The organism is Pseudoalteromonas aurantia 208 (genome assembly GCF_014858725.1).
In the GTDB taxonomy this organism is placed as follows: domain Bacteria; phylum Pseudomonadota; class Gammaproteobacteria; order Enterobacterales; family Alteromonadaceae; genus Pseudoalteromonas; species Pseudoalteromonas aurantia.
In genome coordinates this window covers 398,675-414,485 of record NZ_AQGV01000012.1, presented here as the reverse complement: position 1 = coordinate 414,485, position 15,811 = coordinate 398,675, and the positions used below count along the sequence as shown (strand labels likewise).

General features: G+C 40.5%; 16 protein-coding genes. 9 read left to right on the top strand and 7 right to left on the bottom strand.

Going from position 1 to position 15,811, the window contains the following annotated elements:
* Positions 1 to 108 precede the first annotated feature (108 nt).
* Entirely contained in the window at positions 109 to 2,043 is a 1,935-nt protein-coding gene (ftsH, locus tag PAUR_RS05985; RefSeq protein ID WP_192506894.1) for an ATP-dependent zinc metalloprotease FtsH, read from the bottom strand.
* A 67-nt stretch (positions 2,044 to 2,110) separates the two neighbouring features.
* Entirely contained in the window at positions 2,111 to 2,740 is a 630-nt protein-coding gene (gene rlmE, locus PAUR_RS05980) for a 23S rRNA (uridine(2552)-2'-O)-methyltransferase RlmE (protein ID WP_192506893.1), read from the bottom strand.
* Between the two features lie 85 nt (positions 2,741 to 2,825).
* Here rlmE and yhbY point away from each other — a divergent pair, with 85 nt between their 5' ends.
* Entirely contained in the window at positions 2,826 to 3,122 is a 297-nt protein-coding gene (yhbY, locus tag PAUR_RS05975; protein WP_192506892.1) for a ribosome assembly RNA-binding protein YhbY, read from the top strand.
* A gap of 18 nt (positions 3,123 to 3,140) precedes the next feature.
* On the opposite strand, the gene PAUR_RS05970 is transcribed toward yhbY, so the two are convergent.
* A complete protein-coding gene (locus tag PAUR_RS05970) occupies positions 3,141 to 4,280 on the bottom strand; it encodes a serine hydrolase domain-containing protein (protein WP_192506891.1) in 1,140 nt (379 codons plus the stop codon).
* 95 nt (positions 4,281 to 4,375) lie between these two features.
* Between PAUR_RS05970 and PAUR_RS05965 the strand changes: the two genes are divergently transcribed.
* The 6 genes from PAUR_RS05965 to PAUR_RS05940 all read left to right on the top strand — a co-directional run bounded on the left by PAUR_RS05965 (position 4,376) and on the right by PAUR_RS05940 (position 10,048).
* Entirely contained in the window at positions 4,376 to 5,179 is an 804-nt protein-coding gene (locus tag PAUR_RS05965) for a hypothetical protein (RefSeq protein ID WP_192506890.1), read from the top strand.
* Between the two features lie 74 nt (positions 5,180 to 5,253).
* Complete coding sequence (locus tag PAUR_RS05960) at positions 5,254 to 6,093, top strand: MipA/OmpV family protein (protein ID WP_192506889.1); 840 nt, start codon at positions 5,254 to 5,256, stop codon at positions 6,091 to 6,093.
* On the top strand, positions 6,083 to 6,463 hold the full coding sequence (locus PAUR_RS05955) for a DUF3019 domain-containing protein (protein WP_192506888.1): 381 nt from the start codon (positions 6,083 to 6,085) through the stop codon (positions 6,461 to 6,463). Before PAUR_RS05960 ends, PAUR_RS05955 begins: the two co-directional genes overlap by 11 nt.
* On the top strand, positions 6,463 to 7,170 hold the full coding sequence (locus PAUR_RS05950) for a response regulator transcription factor (protein WP_192506887.1): 708 nt from the start codon (positions 6,463 to 6,465) through the stop codon (positions 7,168 to 7,170). The genes PAUR_RS05955 and PAUR_RS05950 overlap by 1 nt, the downstream gene beginning before the upstream one ends.
* Positions 7,171 to 7,179: 9 nt before the next feature.
* Positions 7,180 to 8,478, top strand: coding sequence for an ATP-binding protein (locus tag PAUR_RS05945; RefSeq protein WP_192506886.1), 1,299 nt, complete (start codon positions 7,180 to 7,182; stop codon positions 8,476 to 8,478).
* A 223-nt stretch (positions 8,479 to 8,701) separates the two neighbouring features.
* On the top strand, positions 8,702 to 10,048 hold the full coding sequence (locus PAUR_RS05940) for a sodium-dependent transporter (RefSeq protein WP_192506885.1): 1,347 nt from the start codon (positions 8,702 to 8,704) through the stop codon (positions 10,046 to 10,048).
* A gap of 67 nt (positions 10,049 to 10,115) precedes the next feature.
* Here PAUR_RS05940 and PAUR_RS05935 read toward each other — a convergent pair whose 3' ends face one another.
* Both PAUR_RS05935 and PAUR_RS05930 read right to left on the bottom strand, forming a co-directional pair.
* A complete protein-coding gene (locus PAUR_RS05935) occupies positions 10,116 to 10,562 on the bottom strand; it encodes a GNAT family N-acetyltransferase (RefSeq protein WP_192506884.1) in 447 nt (148 codons plus the stop codon).
* Positions 10,563 to 10,627: 65 nt separating this feature from the next.
* Complete coding sequence (locus tag PAUR_RS05930) at positions 10,628 to 11,371, bottom strand: sporulation protein (protein WP_192506883.1); 744 nt, start codon at positions 11,369 to 11,371, stop codon at positions 10,628 to 10,630.
* A gap of 208 nt (positions 11,372 to 11,579) precedes the next feature.
* Between PAUR_RS05930 and PAUR_RS05925 the strand changes: the two genes are divergently transcribed.
* Positions 11,580 to 13,151 (top strand): cation:proton antiporter family protein, encoded by a 1,572-nt coding sequence (locus PAUR_RS05925; RefSeq protein WP_192506882.1) that lies wholly within the window; start codon positions 11,580 to 11,582, stop codon positions 13,149 to 13,151.
* A gap of 288 nt (positions 13,152 to 13,439) precedes the next feature.
* On the top strand, positions 13,440 to 13,724 hold the full coding sequence (locus tag PAUR_RS05920) for a hypothetical protein (protein WP_192506881.1): 285 nt from the start codon (positions 13,440 to 13,442) through the stop codon (positions 13,722 to 13,724).
* An 87-nt stretch (positions 13,725 to 13,811) separates the two neighbouring features.
* Here PAUR_RS05920 and PAUR_RS05915 read toward each other — a convergent pair whose 3' ends face one another.
* Positions 13,812 to 14,546, bottom strand: a complete 735-nt coding sequence (locus PAUR_RS05915; protein WP_192506880.1) for an MlaA family lipoprotein — start codon at positions 14,544 to 14,546, stop codon at positions 13,812 to 13,814.
* Complete coding sequence (gene ccmI / locus PAUR_RS05910; RefSeq protein WP_192508511.1) at positions 14,547 to 15,809, bottom strand: c-type cytochrome biogenesis protein CcmI; 1,263 nt, start codon at positions 15,807 to 15,809, stop codon at positions 14,547 to 14,549. It abuts the gene before it with no gap.
* Between the last annotated feature and the right edge of the window lie 2 nt (positions 15,810 to 15,811).

The window sequence follows — 15,811 nt, the reverse complement described above, 5'->3', positions numbered from 1 at the left end:
GTAGTTAAGTATAATAATCACTTTACTCGAAATTCAGGCTTCTATATTTATTTAATATTAAAAAGCCCCGAATATACGGGGCTTTTTCATTGCTGGGTATTTTAACCGTTATTCCGGACTATCATCAAGCTCTGTACTTGACTCAGAATCAGAAGTTGGCTTTTTTTCTGTATCATTCGCATCACCATCAGATTTAGACGGTTTTGCTTTCGGTTTAATGTCATGTGCATCACGTGGAGGTCTCACCTCTATGCGAGCCATTAAGTCATCAATCTGAAGCGCATCAATTGTTTCATACTTCATAAGTGCGTCTTTCATGCTATGAAGCACATCCATATTATCTTTAAGAATCTGTTCCGCTCTATCATAGTTACGCGTCACAAAACCTTTAATCTCAGAGTCAATCAATTTGGCCGTCTCATCCGACATGCCAGACATACGTTGTGAGCCACCACCCATGTACATTTCATTTTGATCTTCCATGTACATTTGTGGACCAAGTTTGTTACTTAACCCCCACTGAGTGACCATTTTCTTCGCAATATCTGTTGCACGTTCAATATCATTACTTGCTCCAGTTGTTACTTTATCATCACCGTAGATAAGAGCTTCTGCGATACGACCACCATAGAGGCTAGATAGCATCGACTCTAAATGCTCTTTAGAATGACTCACTCTATCTTGTTCTGGTAAGTACATCGTGACACCTAATGCACGACCTCGGGGAATTATGGATACTTTATATACTGGGTCATGCTCAGGCACTAATCGACCAACAATTGCATGTCCAGCTTCATGGTAAGCAGTCATCTCTTTCTCATGCTCGCTCATTACCATGGACTTACGTTCAGCACCCATCATTATTTTATCTTTTGCAGCATCAAACTCCGCCATACTTACCTTGCGCTTGTTTCCACGCGCTGCAAATAAAGCGGCTTCATTAACTAAATTAGCTAAGTCTGCACCAGAAAAACCTGGGGTACCACGTGCGATTACCGAAGACTCAACATTATCATCTAACGGCACTTTACGCATATGAACATTCAAAATTTGCTCACGACCACGGATATCAGGTAATCCAACAACAACTTGTCTATCAAATCGGCCAGGTCTTAGCAACGCGGGGTCAAGTACATCTGGTCGGTTAGTCGCAGCAATAACAATTATGCCTTCATTGCCTTCAAAACCATCCATTTCCACCAGCATTTGGTTAAGTGTTTGTTCACGCTCATCGTGACCTCCACCCATACCAGCGCCACGTTTTCGGCCAACAGCATCAATCTCATCAATAAAGATAATACAAGGTGCTGCTTTTTTAGCTTGCTCGAACATATCTCTTACGCGAGACGCACCCACACCAACAAACATCTCAACAAAATCAGAGCCCGATATTGTAAAGAAAGGCACTTTAGCTTCTCCAGCAACAGCCTTTGCTAACAATGTTTTACCCGTTCCAGGAGGGCCAACCATCAGTACGCCTTTAGGAATACTGCCGCCTAATTTTTGGAACTTTGATGGATCTCGTAAAAAATCGACCAATTCAGTAACATCTTCTTTAGCTTCATCACATCCGGCAACATCTGCGAACGTCGTTTTCACTTGATCTTCGCTCATTAAGCGCGCTTTACTTTTACCAAAAGACATTGCGCCCTTACCGCCACCACCTTGCATTTGACGCATAAAGAAAATCCATACGCCGATCAGTAATAACATCGGGAACCAAGAAATAAAGATGTTAGCCAAAAAAGATTGCTCTTCTGGCTTTACGCCTTTAACGTTCACATCATTTTTAAGTAAGTCATTAATGAGATCTGAATCTTGCATAGGTATAATCGTTTGAAAACGTTCGCCATTTCCCTTTATACCAGTAATAGTACCTGTATAACGGTCAACGTTAACATCTCGAATTGCACCGCTGCGCACTTCTTTCACAAATTGTGTATAACTCGTTTGACGATCAATTTGATCGCCGCCATTGAAGCCCTGAAACACGGTCATTAGCACCACTGCTATAACCAACCAGAGTATTAAATTCTTTGCCATATCGCTCAAGGGGTTAACCTCTTGTATTCAAAATTGTTTAAATTCAACTTAATGCTGTCCAACTGTACTACAGTTTGTAGCCTGTCGCCACTATATATACTTCTCTAGAACGGGGTCTAGACGCTTTTGGTTTACGTATCTTTACCACATTGAAGCATTTTCGTACTTCTTGAACAAACTGATCAAAACTCTCACCTTGAAACACTTTCACTGCAAATGCCCCATTTTTCCTTAAAACTTGATGACACATATCAAGTGCAAGTTCTACCAAATACATGCTACCTGCCTGATCCGTCGACATGTTACCACTCATATTAGGTGCCATGTCAGAGAATACCACATCAACATTTTTCCCGCCTATACGATTTAGTAAAGCGTCCAAAACAGCCTCTTCACGAAAATCACCTTGTAAAAAATCAACACCGGGTAATGAATCCATAGGCAAAATATCACATGCGATGACTTGCCCTTTGGACCCAACTTGCTCGGCTAGATATTGTGACCAACTCCCGGGAGCAGCTCCAAGGTCGACAACACTCATGCCAGGCTTTATTAATTTATCCCTTTGTTGCACTTCTTCTAACTTAAAGACGGCACGAGAACGAAAGCCTCGTTTTTGTGCCTCTTGAACATAAGGGTCATCAACATGCTCTTTTAACCAGCGCTGAGAACTCGCTGAGTGTTTTTTATTTGTCATTATTCGCTGCAACTCATTAGTAATATTGTCTAGATGGCGGTAGAATACCAATAATTCAAGCCTACATTTAGTAAATTGTACCAATATGACTTTATCAAATAAACAAAAGCAGTACTTAAAAGGACTAGCACACCCGTTAAAACCCGTTGTTTTACTTGGCGCAAACGGTTTAACTGAAGGTGTTGTCATGGAAATTGACCACTCACTAAGCATTCATGAACTAATCAAAGTAAAAGTACCAACTAACGATCGTGAAACGAAACAACTGATTTTCGACGCTATCGTAAGAGAAACTAAAGCTTATAAAGTGCAAACTATTGGTCACGTCATTATTTTGTATCGCCAAAGTGAAGAAAAAAAGATTCAGTTACCTCGCACATAATTCAGTAAACGCCACGGCTCATTCCTGTGGCGTAGTCTGCGCCACTTCAATGGCCTGCCTAATAAAACCGGTTGTAAGTTCGTTAATAACACCACTTTCAGCGTTTAACAGTAAACTAAATCCGATCTCATACTCAGGAATGACCACAACATCCGTTCTATAGCCTTGTACCCAACCACTGTGGTAGTAAAGAGTAACGCCTTCAAATTCATAAATACGCCACCCTAACCCGTAATATGCTTGCGTAATATAATCTCGCCAAATTCTTCGCCTTAACTCCCTCTTTGTACGTGTATACGGGCGACTTTGGATCACCAATGCATCTAAAGATAGAACATCAGGGTAATAACCAAGCTGTAACTTAAGCCACTGAATCATATCAGCAGCACTGGCATTGATACCCGCAGCAGGTGTCACTTTGTAATAGTTTGTTTTTAACTTTGCGGTATGCCAACGCTTGCGGCCTAAAACATGAGGCAATGCGTAATTCTGGTCTTTAGTCATATTATCTAAACCAACCCCACCATCATTCATATTTAACGGTGCAAATATAAACTCTTCAAGCCATTGCTCGTAAGTGATCCCCGTCGCTCTATAAATGACGTCAGATATCACACTAAACATAACGTTCTGATATCCATAACATTGCCCCGGATTGCAAATTTTATCCACAGAGACTAAACGCTCGACAATTTTCTCATATCGCATTCTAGATTCAATTAAATTATCGTACGCATTGGGCACCAATCCACTTGAGTGGCTGAGCAAATGATACAGCTTGAGATGTTTATACTCAGACAACGCAAACAAAGGTAAATACTCACTTACTTTGTCATCTAGAGAAATTCGATTTTCACTGACCAATTTAGCACTTAAAGAACCAGCAAAGGTTTTTGACACTGAAGCCAATCTAAAGCGTGTGTGAATATTCACTTTCTGCCCGTTTTTTACTCTAGTACGTCCATACCCTTGTGCTTTACCACCAAATTTGCCGTGAACAATACTTAATGCAGCCCCAGGAATTGATTTTTCTTTGAGTTTACGCTCGACTTGCTTAGAATAGCTGTTCAAAAATTGGTTCCACTGTTTTTTTGCCACATCCGTTGCAAAGGAAGGCGCAGTGAATAGCCAAAGTATGGCAAGAACTAGAAACTTCATATTGACCCATTCTTTTTTTAGTGATGGGAGTGTACACGAAGTTCTACCTTGTTTGTAAGGCTGTATAACTATATTAACGCGATTGAGGTATTTGGATGCGGTTATTTTTCTGTTTTATTATTTTGTCTTTTACATTTGGCTGCGCGTCAACAAAAAAGCTGGCACCAAAGCTCAATATCCCAGCAAAACCATTACTGACAAAAGAGGTTTACCAACTAAGTTACACAACGGAGTTAGACTCCGCGCGTATTAAGTCAGTACAACTACCTGCCCATCCAATAGAAAAAAACAACACAGTTCGTATCGTCTCAGATAAGGTTGGCATGACTGATACTTTAAAAGCTCACCTCATAGCTGCACTCAATAAGAAAAATTTAAAAATAGTAACCACGAGTAAAGCTGATTACATACTAACAATTCACCAATTAGATTTAGAGTTTGGGTCAGAAAAAACTTACACACTTAACCAACCTCGCAAACCACACGCTTTTTTTACACAACTAGCCCAGCAAGTGCCCAGTTACCAATGTACAAACATCATCGCGTCAGTCAGCATGCGATTAACCCATCAGGCGTCGTCTGACGTTGTATGGTTCGCCAAATCATCCATTGATAGCGCAAGCTTCCAAGCGATACCACTGCAGCTTAATTATACTAAAACAGAAAAAATCACCAATGAACACGCCGTTATTGCATTCATTGTAAAACACAATACCGAAACCGCTCGTAAAGCCCGTTTTAACCAAAATATCACGCCTCCTGCTTATGATGTTAAAACGGTAATTAGCCAACCGACTAAAATTGCTGGCGCTTGCACTGAAACAGAAGTCAGTGCCCTTAGTAGTGCCATGCAAACATCATTGACCAACTTACTTATCGATAAAATAAACATTCAGTAATACATACAATTTCTTACAGTTAATACTCCTGAAAACATCCTATAATGGTGACCAACATTAGTTTGGTGACCATTATGCAGCTGTTTTTCAAAACTTTAATTAGTTTACTTATGTTTAGCGCCTGTACCGTGTCTGCGTCAAGTCGATTATATTCGGATAATACTCTGCTTCCCTCTGATGGATTTGCGTGGGATTGGACTTTTGGTGCAAGCGCCTACATTGAGGACCCGTACTTAATTGGTATGCCCAGTAACAATAAGGGCTTTGAACTCGAACTTACACTTTCCCTATCCTATGACAATCTGTTTGTTGATATAGATAACAGCCAGCTAAGTGGTGGGTTTATCATTGGCTATACGCTACCGAGCATTAACACATGGCAATTAGATATTATCGGTACGCAAATTCAAAAAGGATTTAATGAAACAGGGTTAGAGCTTTATAAACTCGATGTGCTGCCCGAATTAGCTGGTATTAATGCACGAGCATATGACTATAATGCAGGGTTACGTTTAAGCAAACGATTTTCCGACTCATTATTTTCAATCGAACTACTCAATGACATTTCCAATGCCCATAATGGCTGGATACTGTCTTCATTTTTCAGTCATATTACACCTTGGAGAAACTGGGAGTTTCGAGCAGCTGTTGGTCTAAATGCATATTCTCCAGAATTCACCGACTATTATTTTGGCATTACGCCTAATGAAGTGACCCCCTTTAGGCCGAGTTATAGTGCGAATACTTCTTTTAGTCTTGTCACCGAACTTCATGCTGAATATCCACTCAATGAACATTGGATTTTCCTTGCAGGGTGGATGTCAACTCTGTATTCCGAAGATATCTATAACAGCCCTATAATCAGACAATATTACCACCACAAAGCCAAGGTTGGCGTAAGATATGTATTTTAATAGCTTGTCTGTCTTGTTCTTGGTGCAACTCACACCAGAGGCCGCAATCCCAATACCGCCGACTCTTTTGGTACAACCTGAGCGCTGTATAGCGCTTAGAAAAGGCCGAAACTGCTATGCCCAACTAACTTTTAGTTGGGACTTGCCCATTGCAGCGAATTACTGTTTAAAAAGTAGCAATAGCGAAAGTGTGCTTTATTGTTGGCAGGCTGCAAAAAGTGGGCATGTCGAGCACGAATTTAATCAACAGAAAACACACGAATATCAATTAATAAATAGTGACACCGGCGCCATACTTGGGCAAACTCAAGTACATGTGCAATGGGTTTATAAGAACCGTCAGAAAAAAAGACGTTGGAGATTATTTTAATGGACAATTACGGCACAATTTTATTAGTAGAAGATGATGCATCCCTTGCACAATGGGTTGCCGACTACTTAAATAACCAAGGTTATACGACACATGTTTGTGAGCGAGGAGACAAAGTTGTTGCAATGGTTAAGTCTCTAACACCTGATATTGTGCTACTCGATGTCATGCTTCCTGGTCAAGATGGTATTAGCGTTTGTAGAGAATTACGACAATTCTACCACCAACCTATCATTATGCTAACAGCACGAGATGAAGAAATGGATGAAGTTATTGGCCTGGAAGTTGGCGCCAGTGACTACGTTATAAAACCAGTAAGACCGCGTGCCCTGCTCGCTCGTATCAAAGCCATGTTACGCGCAGCACAAGAAACTAAGGTAATAGAAAATAATGATTCCAACGTTATCAACGTCGGTAATTTAAGTATAGATACTCAAGCCCGTAAAGTTTCATTGCAAGGTACTGAAGTCAACATTTCAAGTGCCGAGTATTTGTTATTACATTTCCTTGCTTCAAATGCGGGTGAGGTGGTATCTAGAGACTCAGTCTTTAAAGCGACCAAAGGTCGAGAATACGACGGTCTCGACCGCAGTGTCGATGTTTTAATTTCAGCACTTCGCAAGAAGTTCAATGACGATCCACAGCAACCTGAAAAAATAAAAACCATTTGGGGAAAAGGCTATTTGATGGTGCCCAGTGCATGGTAATTTAATTCGGTGAAGAAACTCTACTTATATTTATTAACAAGCGCACTTGTATCCATTGTTGTATTGGGTTGGCTTATCGATACGCTCAATCAACAAACAGCGCCAACTGAAGATAGTTTTGGTTGGCAAAGCACTTTAACGGGTGGCTTTGCATTGCAAATAGCCAGGCAACCGGAGCATCAACGCGCCTCGTTTGCCAAACGCCTAAGTGCTGATTTTGACGTAACTCTAACGTATAAACAAGGTGACACGCTCGCCTTACCTCATGAACTAAAACAACAAATGGCCCTGAAAAAAGAGCTTGTTCTTGAGGATGAATTGGGTTTCTATTTATTGAAAACCCATGATAATTTACTCCCTGATTACCTTGAATTAAGACTACAAAAACCAGAACCCGAGCAAAGTAACGATGTGCTACTTACCTTACTTTTTTATGCTGGGGTATGTGGATTTATGTGGTTTATTTTGTCGCCCCTAGCTAAAAGGCTATCCGTACTCACAGAAGCCGCTAAGCAATTTGCCAGTGGTGACTTAAGTGCTCGCATCAAAGTAAACCACTTCACATATATTAAAGATGTAGAACTTACCTTTAACCGAATGGCGAACCAAATTGACAAACTGCTTGCTGAAAATAAGCTCATGGCATCAAGTTTATCCCACGATATACGTACGCCTGTGGCATGTTTGCGTTTTGGATTAGACGCCGCCATAGAGGAACCGGATTTAAATCAAGTTCGTTCTATTTTAGTACGTATGGAAAACGATCTAGATCAAATGGAAGACATGCTGGCAAGCTATTTGTCGTTTGCAACACTTGAGCAAAAAGCACATTTGCTGACTTTTGAATCGACACAGGCACAAACCTACATAGCTGCACTCATAGACCAAATACAACCAAAGCTTACTAAAGCTGACCTCATCGGAAGCTACGATGTTGACCCGCAAGTATACTTATATGCCGACTTACATTGGCTCGCGCGTGCCATTACCAACCTACTCAGTAATGCGTGTGAGTTTGCATCGCGTAATATTTTGGTCAGAGTACAACAACATGAGCAATTAATATTAATCGACGTAGAAGATGACGGGCCTGGTATAGCCCCAAATAATTGGCACAAAGTATTTAGTCCATTTTTCCAAGAACAAAACCACCGTAACCGTGATGAGAAAGGATACGGATTAGGCCTTGCAATCGTTGCGAAAGTGGTTGACTGGCATCACGGTAAAGCATCAGTATCGCAATCTGAGACACTTGGTGGCGCAAAGTTCACATTAAGTATCAACTGTAAACCAAATAAAGCAGTGTAAATATACTTCAACACCCACATCTCAGTAACAGCTCAAATCAATGATAGATAAACATTTTTATGTATTTTGGAACACAGATTTTCGCAGCTTAAACATTACAGTATGCGCTGCTATCTACTTTTGTTCTAGATCATGGTAGTTTCAATGTAATTAGCACTTTTTATTTACTATTAATTACAGTAAATTGTGGGCGCCGTTATAAAAATAGAGAAGTATAAATAATATGAGCAGTGTACGCGGAGAGTTTAGCTCTCGCTTTGGTTTCATTATGGCCGCAGCAGGTTCAGCTGTCGGTCTTGGCAATATTTGGGGCTTTCCAACACAAACAGCGAGCAACGGTGGTGCCGCATTCGTGCTCGTCTACTTAATTCTGGCTTTTTGTCTCGCATATCCAGCCTTAATGGCTGAACTCGTTATTGGCCGACACGGCCAAGCTAATGCGGTATCTTCATTGCAAAAATTATCGGATAGGCCCATTCATAAACGCTTCGCGTTTTTCGTCGGGTTCGGCGGTATTATTTGTGCAGGTCTAATTCTCAGCTTCTACGCAATCGTTGCTGGATGGATGTTCAGCGCAACACTTGAACCCTTGACTAAGCTTACCGGTACAACCAATGTGACCAGCTGGTTAAACACACAGTCGTTAAACCGAGATCTCATTTTTACGTCACTCTTTATCATTTTGACAATTTCTATTATCAGTAAAGGAGTCGAAAACGGTATTGAAAAGTGGTCAAAAAGGCTAATGCCTGCACTGCTTAGTATTCTATTTCTGCTTATCGTTTACGTACTAATGCAAGATGGCGCGAGTGATGGTCTTAAAGCCTATTTGATCCCTGATTTCTCATCCATTTTAAACCCTGATTTATTAGTGAGCGCATTAGGCCAGGCCTTCTTTTCTCTATCTCTTGGCACCAGTGTCATGATCATTTACGGCTCTTACATTAGTAAAAAAGAAAATTTAGTATCTTTAGGCGCCTATGTAACACTCATCGATGTTCTCATTGCTTTTGTCGCGGGGTTACTTATTATTCCAGCAATGTATGTAGCTCAGGCGCAAGGGGTTGAAATATTCGCTGCCGATGGTTCCCTACTCTCTGAAGATACCTTGGTATTTCAAGTTTTACCTGCGTTATTTAGCAGTATGGGACAAATGGGGCTATTTGTTGGGTTTGCATTCTTTGCATTGATGAGTATTGCAGCGTTGACTTCCTCTATTTCAATGCTTGAAGCTCCAGTGTCTTACGCCGTAGAAAAGTTTGCACTAAAACGCATTCAAGCAACATGGATTATTGGTGTACTGATCACCATTGTCAGCTTTACCATCATTTTTAACTTCAATACCTTATTTGGCTTAGTGGTCAGTGCTACGACACAGTTTGGTCAACCACTACTAGGCATGTTTTGTTGTGTATTCGTAGGCTGGCTCTGGAACCGCAGTGCGTTACTTAAAGAAATTGAATCTGGTAGCCCTGACATTGCAGCTAGTTGGTTTTGGAAAGTTTGGCCTTGGTACATTAAGTTCATTTGCCCACTGGCCATTGCCTTAGTGTTCATTCATTCCTTATAGATTTGACAAACATCATAATTAAGGTGCTGAGCACAGCACCTTAATTATGAAAGACATAAAGCATATTTCATTTATGTTTGAGCACCATATCTTGGTGCGCAATACCATCTTCTAAATATGACTTACCTATCGCATGAAAGCCTAAGCCTTGATAAAAACTCAGCAATTGAGTTTGCGCAGATAAAAAAATGTCTCTTGCTTCTTTATATGTACTTGCTAACTCGATAGTTCGATTCATTAATTGGCTTGCAAGTCCCACCCCTCTATGCTTTTCATGAACTAAAACACGCCCTATTGCACAAGTACGTATGCCCTTACGGTAGGTACGGGCATACGCGGTTATCACGCCATCCTGCTGAGCATAAATATGATACGTATCTAAATGGTGGTCAATGTCATCTAATTCAGGATAAGGGCATGCTTGTTCAACAACAAACACATCCACCCTTGCTTTCATTATCTGAAACAGCGTTATCGTATCAAGTTCACTAAATCGTTTAATATGCCACTGCATCGTTCATTCCCTAAGAAAAAAGCCCAGCATATTAGCTGGGCTCAAATTTATTTTATTAGCCCATATTATGCAAACAATCGCTCTAACTGATCGCAAATTGTGCTGAGATTAACTTGATCATGTTCGATAGTTAAATCCACATAACCATCTGAGCGAAACGCTCTATCTAATTCAATCAAAACATGTGTTTTATGTGCTTCTGGCACAAAAGAAAGCTCAATTTCTTGTATCCCAAATATAGATTGGTTGTTCGGTCTATACTCTAACTCTTGATAACAACCAGAAAGAGACTGAAAATCGGACGCTTTCAAGTAACCTTGTTCAACATCGGCTTTAATTAAAGAAAAACCCAGCTTCTCCATTGCTGCCATGCAAGTTTTAACGGCTTCGTTAGGGTAAATATGTAAAGTGTCTTTATCCGATGGGTCCAATGCTAAATCAATGTCAAGCCCAGTTTCTAACCATACAAAACTATAGTTATAGCCAGCGTTGATTTCTGTGATTGGGGTTTCAGAGTGCAAACGTGCTTCAAATGGGATCACAACTTGCTCTTCTGGGCCTATAGTAAACCGTTCACCGATATGCCACTTTTCAATAACATGATTAGTAAAATACTCTCCATCATCACTTTCATGTTTTATCCGCGTCATTAAAGCTAATTCTAGCCCTGAGACTTCTTGTACAACATCACCGCCATTCACAATAATTTGAGCTTGGAATTTTTGTCCAGGATTCAAATGCTCAGTTTCTAAAACAGTATCGACTTTCGCGGCACCGATACCCACTGATGCAAGGATTTTTTTAAACATTAAGTCTCCTGTTCGAGATTGCTCCTTTATTGGCATCTTAACCATAAATATTCACTCTTGTCAGCGAAAATTTACCTCATTAGACAGAATATCTTATTCTTAACCCAGTTAACCGCAATTACGTTCTCCCTAGTTTTAAAAAAATTAATTTATAAATCAGTGAGTTTTGATACACTTTAATTACTCATTATCGACTGTTGGTTACCAAATGGAATTACTGTTTTTCGCCATAGCGTTTGTTTGTGGTTTTGCTGTATATCAGTTGAAATTGCCGCCACTTATTGGCTTTTTAATGGCTGGTTTCGTGCTCAATTTACTTGGCTACCATACTACAGCGTTATTAACCTCCCTTGCTGATTTAGGCGTAACATTATTATTATTTTCGATAGGCCTGAAACTTAAGCTCTCAAACTTAATCAAACCACAAGTATGGGCCCCAGCAACATTACATATCGTCGTTTGTACTGCATTTTTCACTAGCCTTTTACTTTTATTAGCCTATGCATCACTGCCGCTCTTTACAGAATTATCGTTGACAAGTGCTATGCTGGTCGGCTTCGCATTCAGCTTTTCAAGTACTGTTTTTGCTGTCAAAGTATTAGAAGAGCGTGGAGAAATGGCGACACTTCACGGCAAGATTTCTATCGGTATTCTCGTTATGCAAGATATTTTTGCTGTGGCCTTTTTGGCTATAAGTACCGGTAAAGTACCCAATATGTGGGCTTTGGTATTACTTGTCAGTCTATTCGTATTCAAACCTATTATGTTTTGGGTCTTAAATCGCTCTAAGCATGGTGAATTACTGCCCCTGTTTGGCTTTTTCTTTGCCCTCATCATTGGATATCATGCATTTGAATTTGCTGGTCTTAAGGGTGACCTAGGAGCGCTTATTATCGGCATGATGTTTGCTCCACATAAGAAAGCAGGTGAACTATCCAAATCATTACTTAATTTAAAAGATATCATGCTTGTTGGGTTCTTTTTAAACATCGGATTAAATGCGAACATATCAGCCTATGCGCTGTTCATAGCCTTGCTACTTGTCATTGTTTTACCTTTAAAGGTTGGGTTGTACTACGCTTTTACTAATCTCTTTAGATTACGCGCAAGAACGTCCCTACTCAGTGCATTTACACTCTCTAATTACAGCGAATTTGGCTTAATTGTTTGTGCTGTCGCGGCGTCTAGCGGTGCAATTACCTCTGATTGGTTAGCCGTTGTCGCTATTGCGGTCTCACTCACATTTGTTCTCGCATCGCCGCTAAACAAAAGAGCAAATGAAATATATGTCAAACTCGAGCCTTTATTACTCAAGTTCGAAAGCGCCACACGCTTAGAAGAAGAGCTTCCGGTGAATTTAACCAATACACAAATCGTCATTTTTGGCATGGGCAGAATCGGAACGGGTGCATATGAAACCATCGAAACCTCCAACTCAGGTGTTATCGCTGGGATAGACATAAAACCTGAAGTCGTTGAACGACATGTTAAGCGTGGCCGAAGAGTATTGCTCGCCGATGCAACAGACCCTGACTTTTGGCAACGAGTTAATCATTCTAATGTCGAAATGGTGATGCTTGCTATGCCTAAACATATGCAAAATATATATGCACTAGAGCAGCTCAATGCATCTGGCTTCAGCGGACAAGTAACTGCAATAGCAAACTACCCAGATCAGCAAAAAGAACTCGAAGATATGGGCGTAGATTACACCTATAACTTCTATTTAGAAGCCGGTAGTGGTTTCGCAGAACACGTAAAGCAAAAATTGTTTTCTTAAATTCATTTAGTTTTCTCAGTACTATAAAAGGTACTGAGAACTATTTTTATTTTCGCATCAATATCTTACTTCTAGACGTCTAGATTATCGATACAAATTCTCCCCGATTATCCCCCCCTGCGATTTACAAAACTTTACATCTAAGTTAGTAATCTCAGCATAAAACAGAGTACACTGGCTTTATTCGAAAATACGTAAGTATCTATTTTTAACACAAAAATTATTTAATTCTTGGAGTATCTATGAATATCTCCCGCAGTGTTAAAGTATTCCTAAGAGGGTAAAAAAATGCTTAAAACCAAACCAGTAAATCAATTCTCTGCTGTTGTTGATGATATCAAAGCCGGCCCTTTTTCTGATTTGCAAAACCGTTTAGATGCGCTTCAAGACAACGGAATGACAGCGTTGACAATACGCAGTATTTTATTTCATAAAATGTTAGATCTACACTCAGTTCCCGCTGAACATTTCTTAAGGGAGCAAGCAACCCCACAGCGCCTTGACGATCCTGCCTTAATTGAGAAATTGAATGCGCTTGGGTTTTATCGGAAGCAGCGTTGCGTCATGCACTAGACAGAATTATGGGAGCCTACATACTCCCGTATAGGCTGGCAATGCCCGTCGCCAGCCTATTTTTTATTATCTAAAAAATGAAAACCATTAAAGGTTTTCTAAAAAGTCCTCATCAAAGTCAGTTGGTTCTTCATTAACAGGTGGGTTTCCATCATGAAGCTCGTATAATTGACGTTGAAAGTATATGTCTTTCATAAATACATATGGGTCTAAAGACTCCTTTAGTAAACTCTCTTGCGCCATAAGCGACGCTCTCGCCTCCACTGCGCGTAACGCAAAAATTAGGAGTGTTTGCGGTGTAGTTAATGCAATTTCAGGTAAAACGACTTTATCGACCACATCGCCAACGACATTTCGTACCGTTGAAGGCCCCATTGCAGGTAACATCACGTACGCACCATCACCAACTCCCCAAACCCCTAACGTTTGACCAAAGTCCTCATCTTTATGCTCTAATCCAAAGTTACTGGCAACATCAAATATACCTAGCACGCCAACTGTTGAATTAATTAAAAACCTCGCAACATTAACCCCCATATCACCGGGCTTACCTTGTAAACCCGCATTGACTGCATCGATAGGCGCTGCAATATTAGTCGTAAAATTAACAAGGCCCGCTCTTACGGGTGTGGGTGTTACTGCTAAATACCCTTGCGCTGCTGGGCGAAGAATATATGTGTCTAGTACATCCATGTTAAAGTCATAAATTGGACGGTTTATAGACTGCAATGGATCTCGTTCGTCTTTCTTCTCTTCAGGAACGCTCGTACAGCCTGAAAGAATCGTTAGTGCGATCAGTGCACTATAAATAGGTTTAAACATTTAGCTTCCTGTACTCGTAATTACACGACTAATCTCTACGGTATGTTTTTGATTGCCTTCTGTAAGCCTTATGACTGGGGATTCTCCCTCAAGTTCATCAGGGCTTATCATAACGGAACCATCTACGGACACACGTGCCGTAATGATCACATTTTCAAAACTCGAAAGTTTTAATTCTGGCATCATTGCCATACTATCATCTAGAGTGACAGTTAAAGGCAAGTTAAAATCTGTAAGTTTTTCTACCGCAAGCGGCATTTTTGGCCCATCAGCAGCCTTTACAAACACAAATAAAGTTGCATTATTTGGCAATGAAGAACGTAACTCTTCCGCCAACGTGACTGTCACCGAAAGTATAGGAGTCCCCAACATTGGCTGCGGTTCAATCTCAATCAGTCGCGCTGTGATCTCTTCAATACGTTGAGAAATCATGCTATACCGTGGGTCTGACTCGTTTATTGTAGAGAGCAACACTTCAAATGCACTTTTCGCTTCATGCCAGTCCTGACGTTCATAAGCTATCAATGCGAGTAATGAAATTGCATCAATATTTTTCGGATCCGACTGTAGCACTTGAGATAACATTTGAGCAGCACGGTTCATTCCTGTCTCGGAGCCTTCCACTAGCAATACTTGGCTATAATTGACCAAAATATTATTATTTTTTGGGTTCATGCTCAGTGCTTTTTCAAACGCTTGTTTTGCCATTTCATAGTCGTTAAGTGATATTGCAACACGGCCAAGTAGCATCCACGCAACAGCATCATCACCACTATTGGCTAACTTGGTACGAAGCCCTAATGCAAAAGCTTGCAATTCATTCTGAGTAAGAGGTTCACCTTGTTGCATGACGGCTCTCTCTCCGTACTCAGGCAGTTTTTCAATCGCATGATACCAGTTCTCTATTTGCGTCTGACTTCCTGTAAAGCTATAAAAAACACTGCTAACAGCTAATGTAAATGCCACCCCAGTCAGGGCGAAAATTCGATTATTACCTCGGCTATTGAGTTGCTTCTCTGGAGACAACTCATGATAGAGCCTTTGTTTCAATTCAAGCACAGATTCATCATGAATAACTTGCTCTATTCGTTGACTAGTTAAGTCTTGTTTTAATTCATCAAGACGTTGATGGTAAATCACTATTCGCTCAGCGTTCGCATCATGGTCTAACGTTAGTACATTCTCTTTTCGTAAAAAAGGCACTGCAACAAATAACAGCGCTAACACAGTGAGTAGCGCAAACATACCCCACATTTGCATCATTT

What these genes read in the sequence shown, in the direction of transcription:
- ftsH (WP_192506894.1), bottom strand. Translation starts at nt 2,043, where the DNA reads ATGGCAAAGAATTTAATACTCTGGTTGGTTATAGCAGTGGTGCTAATG.
- rlmE (WP_192506893.1), bottom strand. Translation starts at nt 2,740, where the DNA reads ATGACAAATAAAAAACACTCAGCGAGTTCTCAGCGCTGGTTAAAAGAG.
- yhbY (WP_192506892.1), top strand. Translation starts at nt 2,826, where the DNA reads ATGACTTTATCAAATAAACAAAAGCAGTACTTAAAAGGACTAGCACAC.
- PAUR_RS05970 (WP_192506891.1), bottom strand. Translation starts at nt 4,280, where the DNA reads ATGAAGTTTCTAGTTCTTGCCATACTTTGGCTATTCACTGCGCCTTCC.
- PAUR_RS05965 (WP_192506890.1), top strand. Translation starts at nt 4,376, where the DNA reads ATGCGGTTATTTTTCTGTTTTATTATTTTGTCTTTTACATTTGGCTGC.
- PAUR_RS05960 (WP_192506889.1), top strand. Translation starts at nt 5,254, where the DNA reads ATGCAGCTGTTTTTCAAAACTTTAATTAGTTTACTTATGTTTAGCGCC.
- PAUR_RS05955 (WP_192506888.1), top strand. Translation starts at nt 6,083, where the DNA reads ATGTATTTTAATAGCTTGTCTGTCTTGTTCTTGGTGCAACTCACACCA.
- PAUR_RS05950 (WP_192506887.1), top strand. Translation starts at nt 6,463, where the DNA reads ATGGACAATTACGGCACAATTTTATTAGTAGAAGATGATGCATCCCTT.
- PAUR_RS05940 (WP_192506885.1), top strand. Translation starts at nt 8,702, where the DNA reads ATGAGCAGTGTACGCGGAGAGTTTAGCTCTCGCTTTGGTTTCATTATG.
- PAUR_RS05935 (WP_192506884.1), bottom strand. Translation starts at nt 10,562, where the DNA reads ATGCAGTGGCATATTAAACGATTTAGTGAACTTGATACGATAACGCTG.
- PAUR_RS05930 (WP_192506883.1), bottom strand. Translation starts at nt 11,371, where the DNA reads ATGTTTAAAAAAATCCTTGCATCAGTGGGTATCGGTGCCGCGAAAGTC.
- PAUR_RS05925 (WP_192506882.1), top strand. Translation starts at nt 11,580, where the DNA reads ATGGAATTACTGTTTTTCGCCATAGCGTTTGTTTGTGGTTTTGCTGTA.
- PAUR_RS05920 (WP_192506881.1), top strand. Translation starts at nt 13,440, where the DNA reads ATGCTTAAAACCAAACCAGTAAATCAATTCTCTGCTGTTGTTGATGAT.
- PAUR_RS05915 (WP_192506880.1), bottom strand. Translation starts at nt 14,546, where the DNA reads ATGTTTAAACCTATTTATAGTGCACTGATCGCACTAACGATTCTTTCA.
- ccmI (WP_192508511.1), bottom strand. Translation starts at nt 15,809, where the DNA reads ATGATGCAAATGTGGGGTATGTTTGCGCTACTCACTGTGTTAGCGCTG.